Origin of the sequence: Pseudomonas sp. GD03903 (assembly GCF_029840045.1) — a bacterium.
In the GTDB taxonomy this organism is placed as follows: domain Bacteria; phylum Pseudomonadota; class Gammaproteobacteria; order Pseudomonadales; family Pseudomonadaceae; genus Pseudomonas; species Pseudomonas pseudonitroreducens.
In genome coordinates this window covers 189,664-216,395 of sequence record NZ_JAOCBT010000003.1, presented here as the reverse complement: position 1 = coordinate 216,395, position 26,732 = coordinate 189,664, and the positions used below count along the sequence as shown (strand labels likewise).

The 26,732-nt window shown below is 66.0% G+C and carries 25 protein-coding genes; 12 read left to right on the top strand and 13 right to left on the bottom strand.

Annotated features, from left to right (window positions below; genetic code table 11):
• Positions 1–244 precede the first annotated feature (244 nt).
• From N5C91_RS05910 to N5C91_RS05880, 7 genes are all read left to right on the top strand, one after another.
• Entirely contained in the window at positions 245–1,687 is a 1,443-nt protein-coding gene (locus N5C91_RS05910) for a mannose-1-phosphate guanylyltransferase/mannose-6-phosphate isomerase (protein ID WP_279828446.1), read from the top strand.
• Positions 1,688–2,268: 581 nt separating this feature from the next.
• Positions 2,269–2,733 carry a multidrug transporter gene (locus N5C91_RS05905; RefSeq protein WP_236172808.1) on the top strand — a complete coding sequence of 155 codons (465 nt, stop codon included), beginning with the start codon at positions 2,269–2,271 and terminating at the stop codon, positions 2,731–2,733.
• Positions 2,734–2,794: 61 nt separating this feature from the next.
• On the top strand, positions 2,795–3,625 hold the full coding sequence (locus N5C91_RS05900) for an SDR family oxidoreductase (protein ID WP_279828444.1): 831 nt from the start codon (positions 2,795–2,797) through the stop codon (positions 3,623–3,625).
• On the top strand, positions 3,625–4,011 hold the full coding sequence (locus N5C91_RS05895) for a hypothetical protein (RefSeq protein WP_236199419.1): 387 nt from the start codon (positions 3,625–3,627) through the stop codon (positions 4,009–4,011). The genes N5C91_RS05900 and N5C91_RS05895 overlap by 1 nt, the downstream gene beginning before the upstream one ends.
• 85 nt (positions 4,012–4,096) lie before the next feature.
• Entirely contained in the window at positions 4,097–4,768 is a 672-nt protein-coding gene (locus N5C91_RS05890; protein WP_279828442.1) for a dual specificity protein phosphatase family protein, read from the top strand.
• A gap of 73 nt (positions 4,769–4,841) precedes the next feature.
• Complete coding sequence (locus N5C91_RS05885; RefSeq protein WP_236199417.1) at positions 4,842–5,729, top strand: TIGR01459 family HAD-type hydrolase; 888 nt, start codon at positions 4,842–4,844, stop codon at positions 5,727–5,729.
• A 31-nt stretch (positions 5,730–5,760) separates the two neighbouring features.
• Positions 5,761–6,003: a hypothetical protein gene (locus tag N5C91_RS05880; RefSeq protein WP_279828440.1), complete on the top strand. Its 243-nt coding sequence runs from the start codon at positions 5,761–5,763 to the stop codon at positions 6,001–6,003.
• Positions 6,004–6,187: 184 nt separating this feature from the next.
• Here the strand turns inward: N5C91_RS05880 and N5C91_RS05875 are convergent, their stop codons facing one another.
• Genes N5C91_RS05875 through N5C91_RS05860 form a run of 4 tightly spaced genes read right to left on the bottom strand, consistent with a single transcriptional unit; the run spans position 6,188 to position 10,996 of the window.
• The gene (locus N5C91_RS05875; RefSeq protein ID WP_279828438.1) at positions 6,188–7,093 is read right to left on the bottom strand and encodes an HlyD family secretion protein; all 906 of its coding nucleotides are present in this window, start codon (positions 7,091–7,093) and stop codon (positions 6,188–6,190) included.
• 13 nt (positions 7,094–7,106) lie between these two features.
• On the bottom strand, positions 7,107–7,307 hold the full coding sequence (locus N5C91_RS05870; RefSeq protein ID WP_045211321.1) for a DUF1656 domain-containing protein: 201 nt from the start codon (positions 7,305–7,307) through the stop codon (positions 7,107–7,109).
• Position 7,308: 1 nt separating this feature from the next.
• Positions 7,309–9,495 (bottom strand): FUSC family protein, encoded by a 2,187-nt coding sequence (locus tag N5C91_RS05865; RefSeq protein WP_279828436.1) that lies wholly within the window; start codon positions 9,493–9,495, stop codon positions 7,309–7,311.
• A gap of 1 nt (position 9,496) precedes the next feature.
• Positions 9,497–10,996, bottom strand: a complete 1,500-nt coding sequence (locus N5C91_RS05860) for an efflux transporter outer membrane subunit (protein WP_236173002.1) — start codon at positions 10,994–10,996, stop codon at positions 9,497–9,499.
• Between the two features lie 309 nt (positions 10,997–11,305).
• On the opposite strand from N5C91_RS05860, the gene N5C91_RS05855 reads away from it, so the two are divergent.
• Positions 11,306–12,241, top strand: a complete 936-nt coding sequence (locus N5C91_RS05855; RefSeq protein ID WP_236172816.1) for a LysR family transcriptional regulator — start codon at positions 11,306–11,308, stop codon at positions 12,239–12,241.
• A gap of 526 nt (positions 12,242–12,767) precedes the next feature.
• Positions 12,768–13,742 (top strand): D-glycerate dehydrogenase, encoded by a 975-nt coding sequence (locus N5C91_RS05850; protein WP_279828434.1) that lies wholly within the window; start codon positions 12,768–12,770, stop codon positions 13,740–13,742.
• Between the two features lie 131 nt (positions 13,743–13,873).
• On the opposite strand, the gene N5C91_RS05845 is transcribed toward N5C91_RS05850, so the two are convergent.
• The gene (locus tag N5C91_RS05845; protein ID WP_279828432.1) at positions 13,874–14,767 is read right to left on the bottom strand and encodes a DMT family transporter; all 894 of its coding nucleotides are present in this window, start codon (positions 14,765–14,767) and stop codon (positions 13,874–13,876) included.
• Positions 14,768–14,903: 136 nt separating this feature from the next.
• Between N5C91_RS05845 and N5C91_RS05840 the strand changes: the two genes are divergently transcribed.
• Complete coding sequence (locus tag N5C91_RS05840; protein WP_279828430.1) at positions 14,904–15,779, top strand: AraC family transcriptional regulator; 876 nt, start codon at positions 14,904–14,906, stop codon at positions 15,777–15,779.
• A 124-nt stretch (positions 15,780–15,903) separates the two neighbouring features.
• On the opposite strand, the gene N5C91_RS05835 is transcribed toward N5C91_RS05840, so the two are convergent.
• From N5C91_RS05835 to N5C91_RS05815, 5 genes are all read right to left on the bottom strand, one after another.
• A complete protein-coding gene (locus N5C91_RS05835) occupies positions 15,904–16,227 on the bottom strand; it encodes a DUF3325 domain-containing protein (protein WP_279828428.1) in 324 nt (107 codons plus the stop codon).
• Entirely contained in the window at positions 16,227–17,750 is a 1,524-nt protein-coding gene (locus N5C91_RS05830) for a PepSY-associated TM helix domain-containing protein (RefSeq protein ID WP_279828426.1), read from the bottom strand. Before N5C91_RS05830 ends, N5C91_RS05835 begins: the two co-directional genes overlap by 1 nt.
• Positions 17,747–18,034: a DUF3649 domain-containing protein gene (locus N5C91_RS05825; protein WP_236199408.1), complete on the bottom strand. Its 288-nt coding sequence runs from the start codon at positions 18,032–18,034 to the stop codon at positions 17,747–17,749. The genes N5C91_RS05830 and N5C91_RS05825 overlap by 4 nt, the downstream gene beginning before the upstream one ends.
• Before the next feature lie 131 nt (positions 18,035–18,165).
• Positions 18,166–18,753, bottom strand: a complete 588-nt coding sequence (locus N5C91_RS05820) for a hypothetical protein (protein ID WP_279828423.1) — start codon at positions 18,751–18,753, stop codon at positions 18,166–18,168.
• A 257-nt stretch (positions 18,754–19,010) separates the two neighbouring features.
• Positions 19,011–20,408, bottom strand: coding sequence for a PLP-dependent aminotransferase family protein (locus tag N5C91_RS05815; RefSeq protein WP_279828421.1), 1,398 nt, complete (start codon positions 20,406–20,408; stop codon positions 19,011–19,013).
• A gap of 150 nt (positions 20,409–20,558) precedes the next feature.
• Here N5C91_RS05815 and N5C91_RS05810 point away from each other — a divergent pair, with 150 nt between their 5' ends.
• Entirely contained in the window at positions 20,559–21,446 is an 888-nt protein-coding gene (locus tag N5C91_RS05810) for a DMT family transporter (protein ID WP_279828419.1), read from the top strand.
• Between the two features lie 585 nt (positions 21,447–22,031).
• Positions 22,032–24,062 (top strand): DEAD/DEAH box helicase, encoded by a 2,031-nt coding sequence (locus N5C91_RS05805; protein WP_279828680.1) that lies wholly within the window; start codon positions 22,032–22,034, stop codon positions 24,060–24,062.
• 311 nt (positions 24,063–24,373) lie between these two features.
• On the opposite strand, the gene N5C91_RS05800 is transcribed toward N5C91_RS05805, so the two are convergent.
• Genes N5C91_RS05800 through N5C91_RS05790 form a run of 3 tightly spaced genes read right to left on the bottom strand, consistent with a single transcriptional unit; the run spans position 24,374 to position 26,730 of the window.
• On the bottom strand, positions 24,374–25,159 hold the full coding sequence (locus tag N5C91_RS05800; RefSeq protein WP_236172826.1) for a 3-hydroxybutyrate dehydrogenase: 786 nt from the start codon (positions 25,157–25,159) through the stop codon (positions 24,374–24,376).
• Between the two features lie 43 nt (positions 25,160–25,202).
• Positions 25,203–25,562 (bottom strand): YceK/YidQ family lipoprotein, encoded by a 360-nt coding sequence (locus N5C91_RS05795; protein ID WP_279828416.1) that lies wholly within the window; start codon positions 25,560–25,562, stop codon positions 25,203–25,205.
• 34 nt (positions 25,563–25,596) lie between these two features.
• Entirely contained in the window at positions 25,597–26,730 is a 1,134-nt protein-coding gene (locus tag N5C91_RS05790; RefSeq protein WP_236172828.1) for an ABC transporter permease, read from the bottom strand.
• Positions 26,731–26,732 lie beyond the last annotated feature (2 nt).

The window sequence follows — 26,732 nt, the reverse complement described above, 5'->3', positions numbered from 1 at the left end:
AACCGCTTGCGCTTATCCGCCGACGGAATGACCGAGAAAGACGGCGGGTAACGCTTCGCGTTATTCGCCCTACGGGAGCGGCATCACGCCTGGTTCCCGAGCAGAACAACAAGACCGGCCCCACACCGGCAGCAAGACCCGTGCACCGCAGCGACGGCCAGCACTGGAGAGGTCACCCAAACCGCAAGCCGGCCCACACGACGTGGCCCGGCAGACAGAACGCAAACGCTTAAGGAGAAACCCGATGATTCCAGTAATTCTTTCCGGTGGCAGCGGCTCGCGACTCTGGCCTCTTTCGCGCAAACAGTATCCCAAGCAGTTCCTGGCCCTGACCGGCGAACACACCCTGTTCCAGCAGACCCTCTCGCGCCTGGTGTTCGAAGGCATGGAGCCGCCGGTGGTGGTGAGCAACCAGGAGCACCGCTTCATCGTCCAGGAACAGCTCGAAGAGCTGAGCCTGAAAACCCAATCGATCCTGCTCGAGCCCTTCGGTCGCAACACCGCGCCCGCCGTCGCCATCGCCGCCATGAAGCTGATGGCCGAGGGCCGCGACGAACTGCTGCTGATCCTCCCCGCCGACCACGTGATCGAAGACCAGCGCGCCTTCCAGCGCGCCCTGGCGCTTGCCACCAACGCCGCCGAAAAGGGCGAGATGGTGCTCTTCGGCGTCCCCGCCAACCGCCCTGAAACCGGCTACGGCTACATCAAGGCCGGCGACGAGCGCGGCCTGCCGGACGGCGTGATCCGTGTCGAGCGCTTCATCGAGAAACCCGACGAAACCCGCGCCCAGCAGTTCGTCGAGGACGGCGGCTACTTCTGGAACAGCGGCATGTTCCTGTTCCGCGCCAGCCGCTTCCTCGAGGAACTGAAGAAGCACGACGCCGACATCTACGACACCTGCCTGCTGGCCTTGGAGCGCAGCCAGCACGACGGCGAACTGATCAGCATCGACGCCGCCACCTTCGAATGCTGCCCGGACAACTCTATCGACTACGCCGTGATGGAAAAGACCCGCCGCGCCTGCGTGGTGCCGCTGTCCGCCGGCTGGAACGACGTCGGCAGCTGGTCGTCGATCTGGGAAGTGCATGACAAGGACGACGACGGCAACGTCACCATGGGCGACGTGATGGTCCACGACAGCCACAACTGCCTGGTGCACGGCAACGGCAAGCTGGTGTCGGTGATCGGCCTGGAAGACATCGTGGTCGTCGAGACCAAGGACGCCATGATGATCGCCCACAAGGACCGCGTGCAGGACGTCAAGAAGGTCGTCAACCAGCTCGACGCCGCCGGCCGCAGCGAGACCCAGAACCACTGCCAGGTCTACCGTCCGTGGGGCTCCTACGACTCGGTGGACATGGGCGGGCGCTTCCAGGTCAAGCACATCACCGTCAAGCCGGGTGCACGCCTGTCGCTGCAGATGCACCACCACCGCGCCGAGCACTGGATCGTCGTATCCGGCACCGCCCAGGTGACCTGTGACGACAAGACCTTCCTGCTGACCGAAAACCAGTCCACCTACATCCCGATCGCCTCGGTCCACCGCCTGGCCAACCCGGGCAAGATCCCGCTGGAGATCATCGAAGTGCAATCGGGCAGCTACCTGGGCGAAGACGACATCGAGCGTCTGGAAGACGTCTACGGCCGTACCACCGAGAACGTGGAACTGCAGGCTGTGGTCCGCTAAGCCCCGGGACCTGGCGCTTCCCCCCATCGGCGCCAATGCCCTCGCACCTTGCGGTGCGGGGGCTTTTTTATGCCCGCGCGCCGGCCCGCTTTTCGTAGGAGCGAGCTTGCTCGCGAACCGCAAACGAAAGCCTTCGTAGGATGGGTGGAGCGCAGCGATACCCATGCTGCCCTGTGCACCGCCATTGATGGATATCGCTGCGCTCCACACGATCCCGCGTTGCTCTGGCGTAAAGAGCAGCCCTGATCGCGGACGGAGTCCGCTTCTACGAGTTACCTCTGCGCTTGGGCCGTCCCTCACCCTAGCCCTCTCCCAAGGCGAGAGGGGACCGTTAGGTGCAGGATGAATCCTGGGTGTCAGCCGGTACGGACTGCTCCCTCTCCCCCGGGAGAGGGCTGGGGTGAGGGGAAAGGATCGGCACGGGCTTCCCGAGAAAGACAGATGCTCCTACAGCTCAGCGTCGGCGCTGGGCGGGTTCGCGAGCAAGCTCGCTCCTACATCGAGCGGTATCATGGAGCAGCATCAACCCACCGCCGCGATGCTCCTGCTAAGGTATCCACACATCCCCCACGGAGCGCTCCATGCTGTACGGCATCCTGCTGATCGTCACCTGGATCGTCCTGCTGATCCGCTACCCCTCCCGCGCCCTGCCGATCTCCGGCGCCGGGCTGGTTGGATTGGCCTGTGTGATCGCCATCGCCATCTGGCAGGACAACAGCGACGCGCGCCAACTCCAGCATCTGGAGCTGCGCATCGCCTACCAGCCGGAGCAGTGCCCCGCCGACCGCCCATTGGCCATTAGCCTGAAAAACGGTTCGCACCGCCCATTGCTGGAACTGCGCTGGAAAGTCGCCGCCTACCGCCCTGGCGACACCACCGACCTTGCCGAAAACCTCTACGAGGCTCCGCGCTATCGCGGCCCCGGCGCGCTGCTCGCCGGTGACAGCTGGAACGACTGCCTGCCGCTGCCGCCGCTGCGCCCCGGTTATCGCGCCAGCACCCTGGAGTTCCGCGCCGAACGAGTGAACGGTCGCTTCGGCAACTGATTCACCTGCCCCGCACAATCCGGTACGGTAGTCCCGCCCACAGCCCAAGGACTGCCAGACCATGCCCCAGCCCGTCGCCCTCATCACCGGTTGCTCCAGCGGTATCGGCCGCGCCCTTGCCGATGCCTTCCAGGCCGCCGGATACCAGGTCTGGGCCACCGCCCGCCGCGATGAAGACGTCGCCGCCCTTGGCCAGGCGGGCTTTCGCGGCGTGCTGCTGGATGTCAACGACGAACCCGCCGTGGAGCGCCTTGCCGAGCAGTTACTGCACGAAGCCGGCGGCCTCGATGTGCTGATCAACAACGCCGGCTACGGCGCCATGGGCCCGTTGCTCGACGGCGGCAGCCAGGCAATCCGCAAACAATTCGAGACCAACGTGTTCGCCGTGGTCGGTGTCACCCGCGCGCTGTTCCCCGCCCTGCGCGCCCGGCGCGGGCTGGTGGTGAACATCGGCAGCGTGTCCGGGGTACTGGTCACGCCCTTCGCCGGCGCGTACTGCGCATCGAAAGCCGCGGTGCATGCCCTGAACGACGCACTGCGCCTGGAGCTTGCCCCCTTCGGCATCGAGGTGATGGAAGTGCAGCCGGGCGCCATTGCCTCCAATTTCGGCGCCAACGCCAGCCGTGAGATGGCCGCGGTGGTCAGCGAGGAATCCGCCTGGTGGCCGCTGCGCCAATTCATCCAGGCGCGCGCTGCCGCGTCCCAGGACAAACCCACCCCGGCCACTGACTTCGCCCGCGAGCTGTTGGCCGCTGTGCAGAAATCCCCGCGCCCGCGCCTGGTGCGCATCGGCAACGGCAGCCGGGCCCTGCCCCTGCTCTCGCGCTGGGTGCCCGCCGGCCTGCTGGACAAGGTGCTGAAGAAACGCTTCGGTCTCGACGGGCAACTCTGATGCATTACCAGGTCCGCTACCTCGCCCTTGCCGGCATCCTCGCCGCCTTCTTCCTCAACGTGGTGGCACGCGGGCTGCTGCGGGTCGGCGGTGTGCCGGCGACCTTGCTGGTGGCAGCCGTGATCGCCGCCGCCATGGCCTTCTGGTTCGCCCGCCGGCACAAGCGACTGGCAGAGACCGCTGAACGCTGGCGGCTGACCGCCCTGTACGGCGGCGGCCTGGCCCTGCTCTACGCCATCCTGGTCGGCATGGCGGCATGGAAGAACACGCCCAGCCCGGCAGCCCTGCTGCTCTATTTCCTCAATTACCTGTGCTATCCGCTGTGCGTCTGGTGGTTCTTCCGCCCCGGCGTGCTGGTGCGCTTCCTGCCGGCCGACAGGCGCTGAGCGGGCTTCACGCTTTCTTCACCTGCATTTCATCCGGGCACGACCCGACCCCGCCTAAGGTGACGCAGACCTTGGAGGAGTCCCCATGTCCCTGCCCCAGATTCTCCGCGGCGCCATCGCCGCCGCCCTGCTGAGCACTGCCCTGCAGAGCATTAGCCCGCTTGCCCTGGCCGCCGGCACAACGCCGTCCGACTGGGCCAAGCCCGTGGACCAGTCGTTCAACCTCTACCAGATGTCGCCGACCCTCTACCGCAGCGCGCTGCCCGGCAGCGCCGACCTGCCCGAGCTGCAGCGCCTGCAGGTAAAGACCGTGGTGAGTTTCATCAAGGACGACGACCGCGAATGGATCGGCCAGCAGAACATCGAGGCAGTGAGCTTCCCAACCCATGCCGACCGCGTCGACGACGCCGACGTCCTGAAGGTCCTGCGCATCCTGCAAAGCGCTGAACAGAACGGTCCGGTGCTGATGCACTGCAAGCACGGGCGCGACCGCACCGGCCTGTTCGCCGCCATGTACCGCACGGTGATCCAGGGCTGGAGCAAGGAGGACGCGCTCAAGGAAATGACCCAGGGCGGCTATGGCAGCGAAGATGACATGACCGACGCCATCGCCTATGTGCAGAAGGCCGACATCGGTCAGCTGCAGCAGGCCCTGGCAAGTGGCGAGTGCAGCACCTCGGCCTTTGCTGGCTGCCAGCTCAAGGGTTGGCTGGCGGATACCTTCGGCGAGGAGCGCGCGCCGCATCCGTCGCACTGATCGGCGGCCTGTCACACCGAATCGGCGAGAGTGCGGTAGCTTATCCGCACCTTCACCGTTTCACAGGCACGCCATGACCTCTTCCCGCTTCAGCGCCGTCACCCACACCCGCTATATCGACCACGCCGGCCTGGATGCCTTCTGCGCTGACTACGACGGCTTCCTGCTCGACCTCTGGGGTGTACTGATCGACGGCGTCGACGTCTTCCCCGGCGCCCTCGACTGGCTCGCCCGCCGCGCCGCCGAAGGCAAGCCGGTGTGGTTCCTCAGCAACGCCTCGCGCAGCGTCCCGGAAATGGCCGACACCCTGGTGCGGCTGGGCGTCTCCCGCGAGCTGTTCGCCGGCATCACCACTTCCGGCCAGTTGGCCATCGACGCCTTTACCCATGAACGCGAATTCCAGCGCGGCGGTATCTACACCGTCGGCGTCGGCGATGCGCTGACCACCTGGCCGGCGGAAATCCGCGAGCGCTTCTGCGACGACATCCATGCCGCGTCGATGATCCTTGGCGTCGGCAGCTTCCCGCAGGACGAACTGGAAGAGCGCTTCGCCCCGCTGCGTGGCGCCACCGAAAAACCGTTCCTGTGCGCGAACCCGGACCGTGTAGTGGTCTCCGGCGGCCAGACGGTGTTCGGCGCCGGTCGCCTGGCCGAAGCCTTCGCCGAGGAAGGCGGCAAGGTTCACTGGTACGGCAAGCCCGATCCCTCCGCCTTCCGCATCGCCCAGCGACAGTTGGAAGCGCGCGGCGCGAAGCACATCCTGTTCGTCGGCGACTCGCTGGTGACCGACGTTCCCGGCGCGCTGGCCGCCCGCATCGACACACTCTGGCTGGCCGCCACCGGCATCCACCGCCAGGCGCTGGGCGTGCCGTTCAATGGCGAGCTGGACGCGGAAAAAACCAATGCGCTGCTCGATGGTTACCCAGTTCGTCCGCACTTTGCCGCGCCGGGGCTGGTCTGAGTTCAGGACAATCGCCTGAGCCCGACCGCCCATGAACGAATTGATCGACCTGCTGCAATGGCCCGCCATGCTGGTCACCGTCCTCGCCGCCTGGCTGGTCGGCTCCCGCGACCGCAAACGCCGCAAGATCGGCTTCTGGGTCTTCCTCGCCAGCAACGCCCTGTGGATCGCCTGGGGCATCCCGGCCCAGGCATACGCGCTGGTGATCCTGCAGCTGTGCCTGGCGGCGATGAATATTCGCGGCAGCTACAAGAACCGCCAGGGCGAGCAATGAGCAACACGTAGGATGGGTGGAGCGAAGCGATACCCATGCTGCTCCGCGCGAGGCTGGTGATGGGTATCGCTGCGCTCCACACCATCCTACGACGAGGCAACTTCAACTTTCCGTGCCGGCACCGGGCACTTCATGGACGGAAACAATAACGGGAGCCGAAGCTCCCGTTTTCTTAGCGATCAACTCACTGCGCCGTCGCAGCCGCGCCGTCGGAATGCTCGGCGTTGTCGCTCTGCGGATTGACGATCACGGTGGCGGTGATCCCCGCCGCCAGCAGCACGCCGGCTGGCACTTCGTCGATGTGGATGCGCACCGGCACGCGCTGGGCCAGGCGTACCCAGTTGAAGGTCGGGTTGACGTCGGCCACCAGCTCGCGGCTCTCGGGGTTGTCGCGGTCGTAGATGGCGCGGGCGATGCTTTCGACGTGGCCCTTCAGGCGCTCGCCGCTCATCAGTTGCAGCTCCGCCGGGTCGCCAACGCGGATGTGCGGCAGCTTGGTCTCTTCGAAGTAGCCGTAGATCCAGTAGGAGTTCTCGTCGACCACGGCCATCTTCGCCTCACCGACGCGGGCGTAGTCGCCACGGTGCACGTTGAGGTTGGTCACGTAGCCGTCCACCGAGGCGCGCACCTGGGTACGTTCCAGGTTCAGCTTGGCAGCGTCCAGCGCGGCCAGGGCCTGCTGGTAGTCGGCCTCGGAGGCGGCGGCGGTGTTGCTGGCGTCGTCGAGGCTCTCGCGGGAGACCACTTCCTCGTCCATGGCGCGGCGGCGCTTGGCGTTGAGCTGGCGCATCTGCAGGGTGGCCTTGCGCGAGGCGACCAGGGCTTCGGCCTGCTTCACGGCGATCTGGTAGTGATCCGGGTCGATCTGCATCAGCAGGTCGCCTTTCTTCACCTGCTGGTTGTCGCGTACCGGTACGTCGACCACCACGCCGGAGACGTCGGCGGCGACGTTGATGATGTCGGCGCGCACCCGGCCGTCGCGGGTCCAGGGCGTATCCATGTAGTTCACCCAGAGGGCGCGGCCGATCAACGCGGCGACCGCCAGGATGATCAGGGTCGCCAGCAGGCTGATGATGGATTTGAGAGTCATGGGTGCACGCTCGTTACTTATAGATAGTGAGGGACAGCCCGCCGAACAGGCAGGCGAACAGGCACACGCGGAACAGCGCCGGGTGCCAGGTGTAGCGGTACAGGCCGACGGAAGCGAGGATGCGGTCGATGCCCCAGCAGATCACGGCGGCAACGAGGAACATCAGGGTCAGGGTCGGCATGTAGACCCCGTGGAACGCGATCTCGCGGGGCAGGTCAGGCAACATGGGTGATCTTTCCTGAAGAGGTTTCACCGTCGCGCAGCGGCGACTGTGGGTCGAGCAGGCTGCTGCGGATGAAGTGCAGGTAGCTGAGCACGCGGCGCAGCGGCGAGCTTTCGAAGTCCGGGGCGCGCGGCTCGTCGGTGGTCTTCACGCAATCGATGGCCTGCTCCACGGCGGCCAGGGCACGCTCGCGGTTGGCCTCGCAGGGTTTGACGAACAGGCGGATCAGCGCACGGCCCATGGTACGGATCGACTGCCGCCAGGGCGTCGACTCGGCATAGCAGGGCTCGGCCGGCAGGTTCTCCTGCTCGACGCGCAGTTCGATGATCGAGTGGCCGATTTCCAGCACCACGAAGGTCCAGCGCAGCAGACGGCGCTGCATCTGCGGGCTGCGCGCGGCTACGCCGTAGGCCTGGTTGAGCAGGTCGCGGGTGCCGCTCTCGAAGGACGAGACGAGGCCGTCGAGCCTGCCGCTGATGGCTTCCACCACGCGCAGGCGCAGGTCCTTCTCCAGGCGCCGCCAGAGCCAGGCGCTGGTCGGCGGCATGATCACCGCGGCGACGACCGCGGCCAGGCTCTGCGACAGCACCAGGGCGATGTACTCGTTGAGCATGCGGCCCGGATCGTAGACGGTGAGGTTCGCCGGGATCGCGCCGAAGCTGAAGAACACCAGCAGGCCCAGGCCGTAGCCGGCGTACTTGGGCTTGATCGAGAAGAACGCGCCCAGCGCGAACACCGGTGCCAGGGCGAACGCCAGCAGGGCGAAGCCGTCCAGGTGCGGGAACACGAAGAAGGTCTCGGAGAAGCCGAGGATCGCCGCGAAGAAGGTACCCACGGCCATCTGCATGGCCATCTTCGCCGGGTCCGGCGCGGCCGATACCAACGCAGCGACGGCGGCGGCGTTGAGCACGAAGGTGCTGCCGCTGGGCCAGGCGGTCTCGATCCAGAACAGGCCGAACACCAGCACCATCAGCGCGGTACGGCCGCCCGCCACCAGCGAGGCGACCAGGTTGGCCTTGGGCGAGAAGCCGTGCTTCCAGTTCTCCCGCTCGTGCTTGTGCGCGGCCAGGGAGGCGTGGGTCAGGGCGTAGTTGTAGAGGTCGTCGGCCAGGCGGTAGAGCAGCTCGCCGGCGGTGTTGTAGTCCAGCAGCGCGGCAGGCTCATCCTGCTCCTCCAGCAACTGCGCGCGGCCGGAACGGATGCGTTGCATCATCCGCGTGCGGTGGCTTTCCAGCTGCGCGGCGAGGCGCTCGGCATCGCGGTCAGTGACCGACTGGCCGCGCCATGGGGCGAGCACCTGGGCCAGTTCGTCCAGGCACGGCTGCAGGGCGCGCAGCACGGCGTCGGCTTCCTGCGCGCGCAGACGCGCCAGCAACTGGTGCAGCGCGTGATAGCGGGTGGTGAGGACCATGAACTCGTTGTTCAGGCGCGACAGGCGGCCGGAACGCAGGCGCATGTGCGGGTCTTCGAAACGGGTGACGCTGCGCAGCGCTTCCAGGCCAACGGCCTGGGAAGCGAAGGCCACGTTGGACGCCTCGAACTTGCCGCGGTCGCCACCGCCGAGGTTGTCCAGGACAAAGCCGGCGAAGGCGCCGAAACGCTGGTACAGCGCGCTGCGCATGGCGGTGCTGGAGGTCTGCGGGAACAGCGTGGCGCTGACCACCATGGAGCAGAGAATCCCCAGGCTGATTTCCAGCACGCGCCAGATCGCCGACATGAACGCGGCTTCCGGATGCAGCGTGGCGGGCAGGCCGATCAGCGTGGCGGTGTAGCCGGCGAGCACACAGGCGTAGGAGCGGAAGTCGCGGTAGCGCGCGGCGCCGACGGTGCACAGGCCGATCCACAGAGCCGAGACCAGCAGGAACAGCTCGCGCTGCTGGGCGAAGATGGCGATCAGCGCGACCATCACGGTCAAGCCGACGACACTGCCGAGAATCCGGTAGAAGCTCTTGGCGAACACCTGGCCGCTCTGCGGCTGCATGACGATGAACACGGTGATGGTCGCCGTGCTTGGCTGCGGCAGCTCCAGGCGCATCGCCAGCCACAGCGTCAGCAGCGCGGCGAGCAGCACCTTGGCGATGTACACCCAGGTGACCCCGTCGCTGCGGCCCCACTCCAGCAGCGCGCGACGCAGGGCGTCGAGCGGTGTCGGATGGGCGCTGAAGTCGTTCGCCGCCATATCAGCGCTCGGCTCCCTGGGCCGCACGGACGTCGACGGTTTCCGGGACCATCTTGTGCTCCTTCGGGCCTTCCTGCTTGTCCATCAGGCCGCCGCCGAGGGCAACGACGAGGCCGGCATGGGTGGCCAGGCGTGCGGCGCGAACCTGCTGTTCCACCAGTTGCTGCTGAAACAGGCGGGTCTGCGCGTTGAGCACGTTGAGGTAGTCGGTCAGACCGCCCCGGTACGCCTTGGTGGCGATGTCGTAGGTGCGCTGGGCCGACGCCACGGACTTCTCGGCGAAGCCCTGCTGCAGCTCCATGGAGTGCATGCGGATCAGGTGATCGGAAATGCCCTTGAGCGCGTTGATCAGCGTCTGGTTGTACTGCGCCACGGCGGCGTCGTAGCCCGCCGATTCCTGGCTCAGCTGCGAGCGACGGCGACCGCCGTCGAAGATCGGCAGGGAGATGGCCGGGCCGACGCCGTAGGTGAATTTCTCGGCATTGAGGAATTCCAGCATGCCGCCGCCGACCGCGCTGTAGCCGATGCTCGCGACCAGGTCGACGTTGGGGTAGAACTCGGCGCGGGCGACGTCCACGCCCTTGGCTTGCGCGGCAACTTTCCAGCGGCTGGCGACCACGTCCGGGCGATGGCCGAGCAGTTCCATCGGCAGCTTGCTGGGCAGGCCGGGGCCCTCGGCGAGCTTGAGGCTCGGGCGCCGGATCGAGGCGCCGGCGCCGGGGCCTTTGCCGGCCAGGGCGGCGATCTGGTTGCGGGTCAGCTGGATTTCCTCGTCTACCGCTTCGATCTTGCGTTCGGTTTCCGGCAGCGGGACTTCCGCCTGGCTGACTTCGAAATGCGTGCCGATGCCGCCATCGAGGCGGCGCTGGGCCAGGGCGAGGATGCCCTGTTGCTGAGCCAGCATGGCCTTGCCGATGTCCAGCTCGGCGTATTGCAGCGACAGCTGGATGTAGGCGCGGACGATATTGCTCTCCAGCTCCAGCTGGGCCACGCGCGCCTCGGCGGCAGTCATCTTGGCGATGTCGACGTAGCGCTCGGTGTTGCTGCGCTCGCGGCCCCAGAGGTCGAGCGAATAACTCAGGCCCAGGGCAGCGTTGTTGTTCCAGGTGGTGGTGTCGGCAAGCTCGCCCGGGCCGTAGAAATAGTCGGTCGGCCAGCGGTGGCGGGTCAGCGAGGCATCGCCGCTGATCTGCGGCGACTCGGCGGACTCGGCGACGCCAGCCATGGCCATGGCCATGCGCACCCGTGCCTCGGCCTGGGCCAGGGTCGGGCTGCCGTCCAGCGCAGTCTGCACCCAGCTATTCAACTGCGGATCACCATAGGCGCGCCACCACTGCTCGGCGGGCCAGCCAGCTTCCTGGTTGGCGTGCGCGATGGCGGCGTCGGTGGCCAGCTCGGTATCGCCCAGGCGCTGTTCCTGCGGGGCGATGCCGTTGGTGCTGATACATCCGGCGATTGTTGAAAAAATGACAAAGGAGCCGACGAACGTCAGTCCTTTCACGAGGTGACGCGACACGGTGGAGGTCCTGGAAGTGGTCTAGCTATTCAGAGTAGGGCTTTTACGCGTGGAGAGCCGGCAAAGCCAGTTGCGGCGATTGAATTCTAGGGACGGGAAAGGGAACGGATAAGCCGGCTGTTTTGTGATTGTTTATTACCGATAATGAAACAATGTGTGTCGCCATCCATGTGACAATAGGCCGCCCCCGCTCTGCTCCGCGCATTGCCACTCATCAAGGACATGCCGGCGGCGGCGACGTATCGCTTCATTGGCGTCGCCACCCGGGACAGACGCCCCACCGACGAGGCCCCAATGGACACACTGCAGACCATGCGTGCGTTCGCCTGTGTCGCGGAAACCGGCAGTTTCACCGCCGCCGCGCAGCAGCTGAACACCACCACCGCCTACGTATCCCGCGCGGTCGCCAATCTGGAATCGCACCTGCGGACCCGCCTGCTCAACCGCACCACCCGGCGCATCGCCCTGACCGAGGCCGGCCAGCGCTACCTGCTGCGCTGCGAGCAGATCCTCGCCTACGTCGAGGAAGCCGAGGCCGAGGCCAGCGATGCCCACGCCCGTCCCGCCGGCCGCCTGCGCGTGCACTCGATGACCGGCATCGGCCAGCATTATGTGATCCGCGCCATCGCCAACTACCGCCAGCAGCACCCGGACGTGACCTTCGAGCTGACCATGGCCAACCGCGTGCCGGACCTGCTCGACGAAGGCTTCGACGTGGCCATCGTGGTCGCCTCGGAACTGCCCGATTCGGGCCTGGTGTCGCAGCGCATCGGCGAGACCTACAGCATTCTCTGTGCCTCGCCCGACTACCTGGCCCGACGCGGCACACCCAAGACGCCCACCGAACTGATGGAGCACGACTGCCTGCGCCTGATCAGCCCGGTGCTGCCACTGGACAAATGGCTGTTCGACGGCCCCAACGGCCAGGAAATGATCACCCTCGGTCCCTCGCCGTTTCAGGTCAACGTCGGCGACGCCATGACCGAGGCCATCGGCTCGGGCATGGGCATCAGCGCCCTGCCCGTCTACTCGGCGATCGACGGCCTGCGCGATGGCTCGCTGGTGCGCGTGCTGCCGCACTACAAGCTGCAGATTCTCAACGTCTACGCGCTGTATCCGTCGCGGCAGTACCTGGACGCGAAGATCAAGACCTGGGTAGCCTACCTGCGCGAGAACCTCCCTGGCGTACTCCAGGCCGATGGCGCCGGCCTCGCCGATGTGGGACCCTGACCAGCCTTTTCGTCGTGTTTCGCGGGCAAGCTCACTGTGTAACTCCCTACCCCGGTGTTCAGTGAGCTTGCCCGCGAACCCATCTTTGTATGCTGAGCTTTGACGCTTGGACTCTTACATTTTCCGCAGCCAGCCACGTCCTACACCGTTTACATCCATGACGTTCGAGAATGCAGGACCTCCCGTCTAGCGGCCGATTAGTGTTAGCTAGCAAATTCAACTCTCTAATCAAAATGGGAGTTGGAAATGAAACTGTGGACTGTGTTGGGCTTTATCGTGTGTGTGGTGGGGTTATCTGCGTATCTGGCATTTCAGAGCTCATGCGCCGCTAATGTCGATGCGGCTTCGAGCACATCCCGTGATTTGCTTGAGGAACCCACCCGGAATACCGTTTGCAAGTTAATTAGAACAGTCCTCTAGGAACTACTCACGTTCGATAATCGCCCGCCACGCAAGCAGCCCTTGCAACGCTCCGGCCCGCCGATGGTAGGGTTAGGCCCTTGATTCCCTCAGCCTTCCGAGCGCCATGAAAAAGAACGTCTTCGTCTTCAGCCGCCTTGCCGCGGAACACCTCGACCGCCTGCGCAGCCAGTTCAACGTCACCGTGCTCGATCCCAAGCAGGGCGACGTCGACGCACAGCTGGCGGCCGCCCTGCCGACCACCCACGGCATGATCGGCGTCGGCCGTCCGCTGGGCGAGAAGCAACTGGCCCAGGCCACGCAGCTGGAGGTGATCTCCAGCGTCTCGGTGGGCTACGACAACTACGACCTGGACTACCTGAACCAGCGCGGCATCCCGCTGACCAACACGCCGGACGTGCTCACCGAAACCACTGCGGACCTCGGCTTCGCCCTGATTATGGCCGCCGCCCGGCGCACTGCCGAGTTGGACGCCTGGACCAAGGCCGGCGAATGGAAACGCACCGTGGACGCCCAGCATTTCGGCGTCGACGTGCACGGCAAGAAGCTCGGCATCCTCGGCCTGGGCCGCATCGGCGCAGCCATCGCCCGCCGCGGCCACTTCGGCTTCAACATGGACATCCTCTACCACGGCAACAGCCGCAAGCCGGAGCTGGAGCAGGAACTGGGCGCGCGTTTCTGCGGCTTCGATGAACTGTTGGGCGAGGCGGATTTCGTCTGCGTGGTGGTGCCGCTGTCGGACAAGACCCGCAAGCTGATCGGCAAGCGCGAACTGGAGCTGATGAAGCCCAGCGGCATCCTGGTCAACATTGCCCGCGGCCAGGTGATCGACGAAGCAGCGCTGGTGGAAGCGCTGCAGGAGAAGCGCATCCTTGCCGCCGGCCTCGACGTCTACGAGAAAGAACCGCTGGCCGAGTCGCCGCTGTTCGCCCTGCCCAACGCCGTGACCCTGCCGCACATCGGCTCGGCGACCCACGAAACGCGCCGCGCCATGGCGGAATGCGCGCTGGGCAACTTCGAAGCCGCCCTGCGTGGCGAGCGTCCGAAGAACCTGGTCAATCCGCAGGCCTGGAAGGCCTGATCGAGCGAAGCTCTTCGTAGGATGGGTGGAGCGAAGCGATACCCATCGATCTATGTGCGGACACCGTTGATGGGTATCGCAAGCTCCACCCATCCTACGTCAGGGTTTCCCGTTAACGGTCCGACGATCAATCACGCCCGTGCCGGCTGCAGCACCGGCCTGGGCTTGCGGAACACCAGTACGTTGCCGGCCATCACCAGCCCCAGCCCGGCCAGCGCTGGCAGGCTCCACTGGTAGCCTTCGGCGAAGGCCGAGACGTTCAGCGCCACCACCGGGAACAATACCGTGCAATAGGCCGCACGCTCCGGGCCCATGCGCCCGACCAGTGTCAGGTAGGCGGTGAAGCCGATCACCGAGCCGGGAATGGCCAGGTACAGCAACGACCAGACGTACTGCGCACTGCTATCAAAAGTCAGCGGCACGCCTTGCACCAGGCAGATCGCCAGCAGGATCAGCGAGCCGTAGAGCATGCCCCAGGCATTGGTCGACAACGGCCGCAGCCCGGCTTTCTGCTGCAGGCTGGAAAGCAGGTTGCCCGCCGAGAAGCACAGCGTGCCCAACAGCGCCAGGCCCAGGCCGTAGAAGGTCTCCCGCGTCGCCTGGTGCCCGGACAGCTCCGGCCAGAACAACAGCGCCAGCCCCGCCAGGCCGAACGCCCCGCCACCCAGTACGTTGGGGGCGATGCGCTGGCCGAAGAAGATTCGCGCATTCAGCGCGTTCCACAGGGTGGCAGTGGAGAACACCACGGCGACCAGGCCACTGGGGATCCACTGGCTGGCGGTGTAGAAGCACAGGAAGTTCACGCAGAACAGGCACAGCCCCTGGGCCAGGCAGATCGCCTGCCCGCGCCGGCCCAACGGCTGCAGTTTCCGGGAGACCAGCAGCAAGGCGAACAGCACCAGTGCCGCCAGGCTGAAGCGGTAGGCAATGGACAGCGGAATGGCGACCACGCCGACCTGCAGCTTGATGGCGATCCAGGTGGTGCCCCAGATGAGCACCGTGAGCAGGTAGAGCGAGAGATTCATGGCGATCTCCGGATGACTGGAAAAACAGTCTCCCGCCGCGCCCCGGCGCCGGCTTGCAGATTCTTGCGCTTATTGCGACAACCGGGCTGGCAAGGCGCGCCCGCGCGGGTAGAGTGAAGGCATTAGAGGAACACCCATGTCAGCCATTTCGCAGCTCGAAGTCTTCCAGTCGATGAACGCCTCGCCCAACGCCCGCCTGGAGCGTTGCGCGGAGCTGGGCGACGGGCTGTCCGCGGCGATCTGGAGCAACAGCCACGACGCCCGCGATTACCACGCGCCGAGCCACCACACGCTGTCCTGCTACCTGAACGACGGCACCGGCACCTTCCGCCGTGGTGCGCCGGGCAGCAAGGGCGCGCCGGACAAGCTCTGCGTGATGCCGGCCGGCGCCGAGTCGGCGTGGATCGTCAACGGCGACATCCGCCTGGCACACCTCTATATCGGCCAGGAGCAGTTCGCCCTCGGCTGCATCCGCCTGCTGGACCGCGAGCCGCGTGAACTGCAATTGCAAGAACGGACCTTCCTCGACGACCCGCAGCAGGCCGCGCGCTTTCGCCAACTGGTGAAGCTGGACTGGCACGAGCCGGGCGAACGCATCCGCACCAGCACGCTGGCCCATGACCTGATCGACCATCTGCTGCTGAACCAGGTCGGCCTGCGCGAGGGCTTGAAGCTCAAGGGCGGCCTGGCACCGACCATGCGCCGGCGCGTTGCCGAGTACATCGAGCAGCGCCTGGACCAGCCGCTGTCACTGGGCGAACTGGCGATGCAGACGGCGCTGTCGGAATACCACTTCGCGCGGATGTTCCGCGAGAGCTTCGGCATGCCCCCGCACCAATACGTGCTGGCCCGCCGGGTGGCCCTGGCGCAGCGTCTGTTGCGCGATACCCGCCAGCCGCTCAGCCAGGTAGCGCTGGCCTGCGGATTCTCCAGCGCCAGCCACTTCGCCAATCGATTTCGTTCGGTGGTGGGCGGCACGCCAGGGGAATATCGGCAGGCGTTCGAGGAGTAGGCCGCTGGCCGATCCTGCGCGAACACCCGACCTGTAGAAGCGAGTTTGCTCGCGAACCGCACACCAGCGGATCAATCAAGAAATCTGTTCGCGAGCAAGCTCGCTCCTGCAAAAGCCTGAAGCGTCAGCCGAGTACGGCCAGCACCCCACCGATCACCGGCATCGCTGCTGCCGTCGGCAACGCCCAGCGCGGCCGCCAGGCCAGCAGCAGGACGAGCATGGCACAGGCGATCATCAGCAGGCACGCCCAGTAGACGATGCCCAGTTCGACGCCGATGACATGGATCGCATAGGCCAGCGCCAGCGCGCCGTCCACCAGCGCCACGATACGCAGCAGGCGCACACGGAACGCGGACGGCGCACTGCCGAACAGGTCACGGTGGTGACGGGAAAGCGACAGGCAGGCCGCTGCCAGCGCCAGCAGGTTGAGACCGAACACCAGCAGCATCAGGCGTACTCCTCATGGCGGGCACGCCGCGCGCGCGTGGATTGCGCGCGCTCCTGCCCCAGACGCCAGGCGAGGAACGCACAGAGGCCGCCAATCAGCAGCAGGCCGAGATCGATACCGACCATCATCCAGTCGCCGTTGGCGATGTGGGTCGTGATCCGTCCCGGCTCGGAGCCGAACAGGCTCAGCAGCGGCAGCAGCAAGGCCAACGCCGCCAGGGCGACAAACTGCTCGCGGGCCATGGCGCGGCTGCCACGGCGCAACAGTGCGTGGGCCAGCGCCAGCAACCAGATCACCACGAAGGCAGTCGCTTCCCAGCGGGTTCGCTGAGGCAGATCGGCCGGCAGCAGGCGCGACGCCGCCAGCAGCCCAAGGGAGGCAATCGGCAGGCCGCCACAGACCGCGCCATTAAGCGTGCGTACCAGCCCCACGCCGCGGTGGCCACGGGTTTCACGCTTGCTCACCCAGACCTGCAGGCCGCCGAAGACCATCACGCAGCCCACCAGGCCAAGGGCGAAATACATCACCCGCAGCAGGTCGTTGCCGAACTGCGCCATGTGCAGGCCGGTCAGCCAGGCGTAGGTCTTGTAGCCCGGCTTGTAGGGCTTCTGCACGTGCAGCAGCGCGCCGCTGCCGGAATCGAAGGACACGGTGCGCTGGTCGTTGACCATGCCCTTGTCCACCGCCTTGCGGACCTGCACCATCGCTGCCGCGTCGCCGGGATTCTCGATGTTGATCCAGCCGACCTGGCTGTCGTCGCCCCAGGCTTCGCGGGCCTTGAGGATCATGTTGTCGATGGACTTGGTCGCCTTGGCCGGCTTGCCCAGCGCTTCGCGGTCGAAGGCGCCCTGCACGTCATGGAAGAAATGCTCCATGTCGTTCTTGTAGGCCACCTTGATGCCGGCGGTCATGTAGAAGGTGATGAAGATCGCCAGCCCGGTGTACGCCATCAGCAGGTGGAACGGCAGGCCGAGCACGCCGAGCACGTTGTGCGCATCCAGCCAGGCGCGCTGCTTCGCCGCCTTCGGGCGCAGGGTGAAGAAGTCCTTGAAGATGCGCCGGTGGACGATCACCCCGCTGACCAGCGCCACCAGCATGAACACGCCGGCCACGCCGACCACGTAGAGGCCGATCATCCCGCCGTGCAGTTCGTAGTGCAGCTCGAGGAAGAAGTTGCCGCCGACGGTCCTGGGCAGCACTTCGCCGCTTTGCGCGTCCACCAGGAAGGACTGGAACTCGCTGAAGTCCGCCGGCTCCCATCCCGCGGTCCAGTAGGGCATGCGCTCGGTGGGCGGGTGCATCCAGTAGCCGTGGGCCTTGGGCGCGCGCTCGACGATCAACTCACGCACCTGGTCGGCGCCAACCCTCACCTGCTCCAGCTTGTGCAGCTGCGGAGTCATCCAGCGGGTGAGTTCCTTGTCGAACACCGCAACGGTGCCCGAGAACAGCACGACGAAGAGAATCCAGCTGACCAGCAGCCCACTCCAGGTGTGCAGGCCGGACATCGATTGGCGCAGGCTCATGGGCGCACCCCGTAAGCCGTCGGCAGGAAAGCCGCCAGGCCCAGCACGATGCTCAGCGCAGCGGGCGCCCAGACGGCGCGCCACGGGCTCTTCGCACCAAAGGCGTAGATGATTGCGGCGACCCAGACAATGAAGCAGGCCAGGCTGGCGAGGGATACGCGGTCCGAACGCGACATCGGCAGGTAGACGCTGAAGAAGGCCGTGGCGGTGTAGGCCAGGGCATAACCGCCAACCACGGCGCTGAGGATACGGGCGGCAACGGCACCGAATCGGGTTCCGCTCATGCGTCGGCTCTCGGTTGGGTCGGGCGCGGGGAAACGCACATCGAGGTGAATCCTGCTGGGCCGCCCAGGGCACTCCTGGGCGGGCGATGGAAAGGCGCAATTATATGATACTGATTCTCAATTAAAAGAACTCAGAAACGCTGTTTGTGAGTATCTGTGTCCGAATTCCGCTGTACGGCGTACGGCGCGCTGACATCCATGGCACGCAACAGGCTGTTCATCGTGCGATCGGCCTCGGCCGTGAGACGCAGGGGCGGCGGTTCTTCGAGGATGCGCGAAGCACCGGGAGTGAGTTCGACGGCGGCGACCACCGTGCCCTTGCCGAACAGGTATTCGTAGATCAGCAGGTAGTCGGTGCCCGGCAGGTCCTTGTATTCGGCGACTCGTCGAAACACGTTGATCGCACCGATGATCCAGTCCCGGCTTTCAGGGAACTCCAGCACGCCCAGGCTCCAGGTCTGGGTTGCGTCGTCATAGTGGTTCCACGCCGGTGAGCGCTGGTGCCGCCCCCAGCCTGAGACCCAGGCCGCCGCGGTGGTGCCCTGACCCAGTTCGCAGAGCTCGCTCCAGGTCAGCCCGCCGCGCCGATGGCGATTGCCATCCAGCCAATGCTCGAGGTCCTTGAAGCAGGCCGCCGAGCCTGCTTCGTGGCGCAGGTAGTCATCGAGCCTGGAACGACTGATGCGGACCTTGAGGTACAACTGACAGGGCTCGGCCATGGGAAATGCTCCTCTTGTGATTAATCGATTGATCACGGGAAGCCTGTACTGCCCGTTTGCTGAATCGATAATGCTAGAGGCTCGCCCGCTGTTGAGTTAGCGCAACCTTTTCGACTGTGAAGTCAGTCTTTTCAGATTCGCTTGTACAACCGTTCAATTTTCCGCCGACCTTTCGGCCTCGCCAGGGTCACTCATAGCCTCCGGCGTTCCGACTCCCGCTACAGACTTCACCGCGGTGGTTGACGAATTGTCCTTCATCAACGCCCGCGCACTTGTCCCATGGCCCGCTCCAGGCCCTCGAACACGCGGGGCGACTGGCACTGCGCAACGTTGAAACGCAGGTAACCGGCAGCGCTCTGGCTGAGGCTGAAGACGTTGCCCGGCGCCAGCACCAGGTTGTCGGCCAGGGCAGCACGCGACACCTGCGCGGCATCCAGCCCGTCCGGCAGGCGGGCCCAGACGAAGACCCCGCCACGCGGCTCCAGCCATGGCTGGATATCCAGCGCGCGCAGGCGCAGCAGCGTCTCGCCCATGGCGTCGGCCAGGCGGCCGCGCAGATGATCGAGGTGACGGCGATAGCTGCCTTTGCGCAGCAGCTCGTAGAGCATCTCGGCGCTGAACGGGCTGTTGCCGAAACTGGTCGCCAGTTTCAGGTCCACCAGGCGCTCGCACCACTCCGGCTTGGTGGCGATGTAGCCGCAACGCACCGAGGCCGACAGCGTCTTGGAGAAACTGCCGACCTGGATCACCCGCTCCAGCCCGTCGAAGGCCGACAGGCGTGGCGCGCTGTCGTGCTCGAAGTCTCCGAATATGTCGTCCTCGACGATCAGCAGGTCATGGGCCTCGGCCAGCTTCAGCAGGCGATGGGCGACCAGAGGCGACAACACCGCGCCAGTGGGGTTGTGGAAGGCCGAGTTGGTGATGTACAGACGCGGGCGATGCTGCTCCAGCAGCTTGGCCATGGCCGCGACATCCGGCCCGTTCGGGGTGTAGGGCCCCCCCACCACCTGCACGCGGTGCGCCCTCAGCAGGGCCTGGAAGTTGAAATAGCCGGGGTCGTCCACCAGCACGCAGTCGCCCGGTTCCAGCAGGAAGCGGCAGACCAGGTCGATGGCCTGGGTGCCGTTGTCCGTCAGCACCACCTGCTGCGGACCAACGGGCACGCCGTAATCAGCCAGCCGCCTCGCCAGTTGCTCGCGCAGCCCGGAGTGGCCATAAGGGCGACCGTACTCCAGCAGGCTGGATTGCGGCGCGCGGGCGATCTGCCGTAGCGCACGGCGCAGCTCCTCCTCCGGCAGCCAGGACGGCGGCAGCCAGCCGCAACCGGGCTTGAGCGAGGTGTCGGCGGCTTCCAGCGACTGCCGGGATATCCACAACGGGTCGATGCTGCGGTCCAGCGCTGGGCCGACGTCCGCCAGGGACAGCGGCGGCGCGTGGCCACTGACATAGAAGCCGGAGCCGCGGCGGGCGGCGATCACGCCGTCAGCCGCCAGGCGGTCGTAGGCCTCCACCACGGTGGTCTTGGACACCTCCAGTTGCTCGGCGAGCTGGCGGATGGACGGCAATCGCTCGCCTGGCACCAGCGCCCGCGCTGCCAAGCGCTCGCGCACGTGGTGGATCACCGAATCGACTCGCGTGCCCTTGGGTCTGCCCATGTCGTCCTCGCCTGTCCCCGGATCACTTCCGGGGCAATTTGTACCGGGATAATTTACGGACAGTTTGCTCAAATTGTACCTTTCTGTCACTGGCCGCCCGGCAGCCCGGCGCGCATCCTCCAGGCTCGCTCTCCTGTCGGAACACCCACCATGAACAACCCCCACACACTCGCCAGCAACAGCAACCTTGACGGCTGGCTCAGCGGCTTCCTTGGCGTGATCATCTTCAGCGGCTCACTGCCGGCGACGCGGGTAGCGGTGGCCGACTTCGACCCGACCTTCCTCACCCTCGCCCGCGCCAGCATCGCCGGGCTGCTGGCGGCGGCGATCCTGCTGGTGCTGCGGCAGAAGCTGCCGGCACGCAAGGACCTGATCCCCCTGCTGGTAGTCGCCGGCGGCGTGGTGGTGGGCTTCCCGTTGCTCACCGCGCTGGCGCTCAAGCACGTCAACTCGGCCCACGCCATCGTCTTCGTCGGCCTGCTGCCGCTGGCTACCGCGCTGTTCGGCGTGATCCGCGCCGGTGAGCAACCGCGCCCGGCGTTCTGGATCTGTTCGCTGCTGGGCAGCGCCGTGGTGGCGGGTTTTGCCCTGTCACAGAGCGGCGCGGGCAATGTCACCGGTGACCTGCTGATGCTGGCGGCCGTGGCGGTCTGTGGCCTGGGCTATGCCGAGGGAGGGCGCATCGCCCGTCACCTGGGCAGCTGGCAGGTGATCTGCTGGGTGCTGGTGCTGTCCCTGCCGCTGATGCTGCCGCTGGCCTGGTACACCCAGCCGGCAACCTTCACCGGCGCCAGTTGGCCGGCCTGGCTGAGCCTGGGCTACGTGTCGCTGTTCAGCATGCTGATCGGCTTCTTCTTCTGGTATCACGGCCTGGCCACCGGCGGCATCGCCGCGGTCGGCCAACTGCAACTGCTGCAGCCATTCTTCGGCCTGGCGCTGGCCGGCCTGCTGCTGCACGAACAGATCAGCCCGCTGATGGCCGGCGCGACCGTCGCCGTCGTGCTGTGCGTGGCGGGGGCGAAACGCTTCGCCCGCTGACCGCCGGTTTCCTCAGAGCACGTCCGCGACCAAGCGAGCTAGAGTAAAACAAGGCAAAAACAGGCGAAGAAGCGCAGTTTACGAATAGTAAATGAGCATTCTGAGCCTGTTTTTAACGCCGTTTTTACCGACGCGCAGCTGGTCGTGGGCGGGTTCTTGCGCGTCACGCCCGAGAACAATCGCGGTATCATCGGGCGTTTGCGTACTCGGCTGGACTGCCGGAAGGACACTCGGATGAAGCCACCCGCCGAATCTCCACAGCTCGACGTGGAGCGCGACGAACTCGCGCCCCGGCCACGGCTGACCCTGGGCAGCCACGTGCACAGCGGCTTCGACCTGCGCAGCGGGCGCATGCAGAATATTTCCCGGCACCGCGCCGCGCTGGCCTTCCTGTATGGCGAGATGCCGGTTTCCGGCAGCGTCACCGCGCGCTCGGGCCGCGAGATCCGGGTGTTCCGCGACGACCAGATCGTCCGCGTCAGCCGCGCGCTGGAGCTGGAGCACGCCTGGCGCCTGGAGTTACGCGAGCTCGGCTTCAAGCCGGCGATGCGCCGCAGCGATGCGCTGGAAGACAGCGCCGGGGAAATGTTCGAGCTGCCCGACGATTCCGCCTGGCAGGAATTCATGCGAGTGGGCCTGCCGCAACTGCGTGAGCAAGGCTGGGAAATCGACATCCGCCCGGAATTCGTCTTCGACCTCACGCCGGTGGAGAACTGGTACGCCGAGATCGAGGAAACCGACGACCGCCAGTGGTTCGACCTGGAACTGGGGATCGAGGTGGAGGGCCGGCGCATCAGCCTGCTGCCGGCGCTGATCGAGCTGATCCGGCGCATGCCGGCACTGCTCGACCCGATCGCCCTCGCCCGCCACGCCGACGATGAACAACTGGTGCTGCGCCTGGATGCCGGGCGCAATCCGATCCATACCTGGCAGACCGCCTCCGACCGACCGCTGCGCGTCTCGCTGCCGTTCGGCAAGCTCAAGCCGATGCTCGGCACGCTGTCCGAGTTCTACATCGGCGAGCAGTTACCCGTGCGCCGTCTGCGCATGGGCGCACCGGACGCCGCACGCCTTACCGAGCTGGAGGAACTGCCGCTGACCTGGCAGGGCGGCGAGCAATTGCGCGAAATCGCCCATCGCCTGCGCGACTACCGTGCCCAGCCGGCAGAGATTCCCGCCGGCCTCAACGCCGAGCTGCGCGCCTACCAGCACGAGGGCCTGAGCTGGATGCAGACGCTGCGCGAAGTCGGCGCCAGCGGCATCCTCGCCGACGACATGGGTCTGGGCAAGACGCTGCAGTCCCTCGCCCACGTGCTGCTGGAGAAGCAGGCCGGGCGCCTGACCAGCCCGGCACTGGTGATCATGCCGACCAGCCTGATCCCCAACTGGCTGGACGAGGCCGAACGCTTCACCCCCGACCTGCGCGTGCTCGCGCTGCACGGCGCGGGCCGGCGCAAGGCGTTCGCGAAGATCGCCGAACACGACCTGATCCTCACCACCTATGCCCTGCTGCCGCGCGATGCCGAGAAGCTCGGGCAGCACGAATACCACCTGCTGATCCTCGACGAGGCACAGAACATCAAGAACGCCACCACCAAGGCAGCCCAGGCCGCGCGCCACCTGCGCGCACGCAACCGCCTGTGCCTGACCGGCACGCCGCTGGAGAATCACCTGGGCGAGCTGTGGTCGCTGTTCCATTTCCTGCTGCCCGGCTGGCTGGGCGACGCCCGGCAATTCGCCGTGGACTACCGCACGCCCATCGAGCGCCATGGCGACCAGGGCCGCCTGGCGCACCTGGCCGCGCGCATCCGCCCCTTCCTGCTGCGCCGCACCAAGGAACAGGTGGCCTCGGAGCTGCCGCCCAAGAGCGAATTCATCCAGCACATAGAACTCAGCGAGGCGCAACGCGACCTCTACGAGACCGTGCGCCTGGCGCTGGATCGCAAGGTGCGCGAAGAGATCGCCCGCCGCGGCCTGGCGCGCAGCCGCATCATCATCCTCGAGGCGCTGCTCAAGCTGCGCCAGGTCTGCTGCGACATCCGCCTGGTCAACAAGGAAGCCCCGCCGGCCACGGGCAAGTCCGCCCGCGCGGTCACATCCGGCAAGCTGGTCTATCTGCTGGACATGCTCGAGGAGCTGCTGGCCGAGGGCCGCCGCGTACTGGTGTTCTCACAGTTCACCTCGATGCTCGCACTGATCGGCGAAGCACTGGCCGAGCGCAATCTGGAATATGCCCTGTTGACCGGCGACACCCGCGACCGCCGCGCCCCCGTGAAGGATTTCCAGGAAGGCCGCGTACCGCTGTTTCTGATCAGCCTGAAGGCCGGTGGCGTAGGCCTGAACCTGACCGCCGCCGATACCGTGATCCACTACGACCCCTGGTGGAACCCGGCCGCGGAGAACCAGGCCAGCGACCGCGCCTACCGTATCGGTCAGGACAAGCCGGTGTTCGTCTACAAGCTGATCGCCCGCGGGACGGTGGAAGAGAAGATCCAGTTGCTGCAACGCGACAAGGCCGCACTGGCCGCCGGCATCCTCGAGGGTTCCGGCGCCGACTGGCAGTTGGACGACGCGGATATCGACGCGCTGTTCGCGCCGCTGCCCAAGGCAGTCTGACCTCCCGCTCCTGGAGTCCAGACCGTAGGGCGTTAACGCGCCAGCGTTATACGCCGTCATGCTATCGGCGGATAACCCGCTCCGGGTTGTCCGCCCTACATACTGAAGAACCTCCTGACACCATGACGGGGAAATCCACTACATAACCAGTCGCCCGAATGTAGGAATCTACACCTGCGCCGACGCAACGAGCCCGGCCCCGGAAGAGGCAGACGCCCCGGGTGAACCAGGGCTCCAGCAGGCGCAAGCAAGTCGACCCAATGACCCCGCTCGTCCCCTCACGAGACGGGGTCATTGTCCTTCTGCAGTCCTCAGCGCATCCCCCAGCCGTGGCTGACCAGCACCGACTGGCCGGTGAGCGCCGCTGAAGGGAAACTGGCCAGGAACAGCACCGTCTGCGCCACGTCCTCCACGGTGGTGAATTCGCCATCCACCGTCCCACCGAGCATGACCTGCTTCACTACGGCTTCCTCGCTGATGCCCAACTCCTTGGCCTGTTCGGGAATCTGCTTTTCCACCAGAGGCGTGCGCACGAAACCTGGGCACACCACGTGAGAACGCACGCCGTGCGGCCCGCCCTCCTTTGCCAGGGTGCGCGCCAAGCCGAGCAGGCCGTGCTTGGCGGTGACATAGGCGGACTTCAGTGGCGAGGCTTCATGGGAGTGCACCGAGCCCATGTAGATCACCACGCCACCACGCCCAGCCGGGTACAGATGACGCAGCACCGCGCGGGTAGTGAGGAAGGCGCCGTCGAGGTGGATCGCGAGCATCTTCTTCCAGTCGGCGAAGGCGAAATCCTGAATCGGATTGACGATCTGGATGCCGGCGTTGGAGACAAGGATGTCGACGCTGCCCAAGGTGGCGACGACGCGATCGATGCCGCTGTCCACCGCCTGCTCGTCGGTCACATCCATCGCGACCGCCAGGGCCTTGCCACCAACGGCTTCGATCTCCGCCACCACGCGTTGGGCGGCGTCCTCCTGCAGGTCGGCGATAGCCACGGCCGCGCCAGCTTGCGCCAGGGTCAGGGCAATCTGCCTGCCGATGCCGCTGGCCGCGCCGGTAACCACTGCGACCTTGCCGTTCAATACATTCATCGAAAGAGCTCCCGGGGAAGTTGGAACTCTTACTCTAGACGGGTCAGTCGTGGGTCAACTGGATACTGCCGTCGCGGTTCTGCCGGTACAGGGTGTAGGGCAATGCGAAAGTATCGACAACGCCAGAAAAGGCCATGTCCAGCAAGGGCAGGATCTGCGGGCCAAAGGTGTGATTGGCTGGTGCGGAGGGCGGAGTGTAGCCGGTATCGGCCGGTGGTTCGCCGTACAGCTGGCAGGCATCCCAGACCACTCCGCCGTAGACGCGCGGAATTGCCCCGCAATAGGTTCCCTTGAGGTTCAGCTCGCTGGCACTCACCACATCATCGCTGTGCAGGGTGTGGTAAGAGCCGCAACCACTGAGCAACGCGGCGCTGAACAGCAGCCAGGAACGACACATCGTCATATCGAAATCCCATCTCAATCGCAAAGGTAACGACTCACCAGCCCTTGAGCTGGTCCCAGCGCCAGTTGCGGTACTGGTAGATCAGTGTGCCCAGCAATCCATAGGCCGCCGCCATGGCGAAGAGGATGAGAATCCTGTCGGCAACGGCGGAAAGCGGCAGGTTCATCTGGTTCATCTCCACCACGGCGCGGATCGCCCAGGTGGACGGGATGGCGTCGGCCAGCCATTGAACCCACTGCGGCATGGCCTGTGGCGGCCAGGTGAAGCCGGCCATGTAGAACAGCGGCAGGGTGATGAAGGTCATGGTCAGGTAGACCGCCTCCTCGGAGGGCAGCAGTTCGGCGATGAACTCGCTCATGGCGATCACCGCCAGCAGGAATGGCAGCACCAGGCCCATCAGCATGAAGAACGATGCCGTCTGCCGGTACCCCATCATCCACGGCCAGATCACGTAGAAGAGCATCGCCAGCACCATCCAGATGAGCAATTGCGCGGCATAGCGGCCAAAGCGCGTCGAGGCCGGCTGGCGCAGCGAACGCGGGGTGCCGCCACGCAGGTTGAGGTTCACCCGCGTGCAGGAGAGCAGCAGGCTGTGCTGCAGGATCAGCGTCACCAGCCCCGGCAGGACGATGGCGGCGAAGCTGGTGCCGGGGTTGAACAGGTCGGTCAGTTGGCCGATCGCCGGCTGCAGCAGCACGTTCGACTGACCCTCGGAGAAGCCGCCGCGCATCAGCCGTTCGCGGTTGTAGCGCAGCGTCAGCTCACTGTAGGTGGCGCTGATGTCCTGCTGGATCTGCCCGTTGGCCATGCGGTTGGTGGCATCGCCGAAGATCGGCACGGTCACCGACTCGCCGCGCAGCACGCGTTTCTCGAAGTCCACGGGAATCACCACGATGCCGAACAGCTCGCGCCAGGCGAGATCGTGCTGGGCCGCGGGCAACTGGTCGTAGGCGCGCGTGGCGATCTTCGGTGCGGCGTCGAGCAGGCGGATCAGCTCGCGCGAGACGGCGCTGTGATCCATGTCGATCACCGCCACCGGCAGGTCATCCATGGTGCGGTGCGCGTAGGGCAAGGTGGTCAGCGCCACCGACAGCACCATCAGCAGCCACAGGGGCTTGCCAAGCATGTTGCCCAGGGACTGGCGAAAAACGTTGTAGAAATTCTCCATGC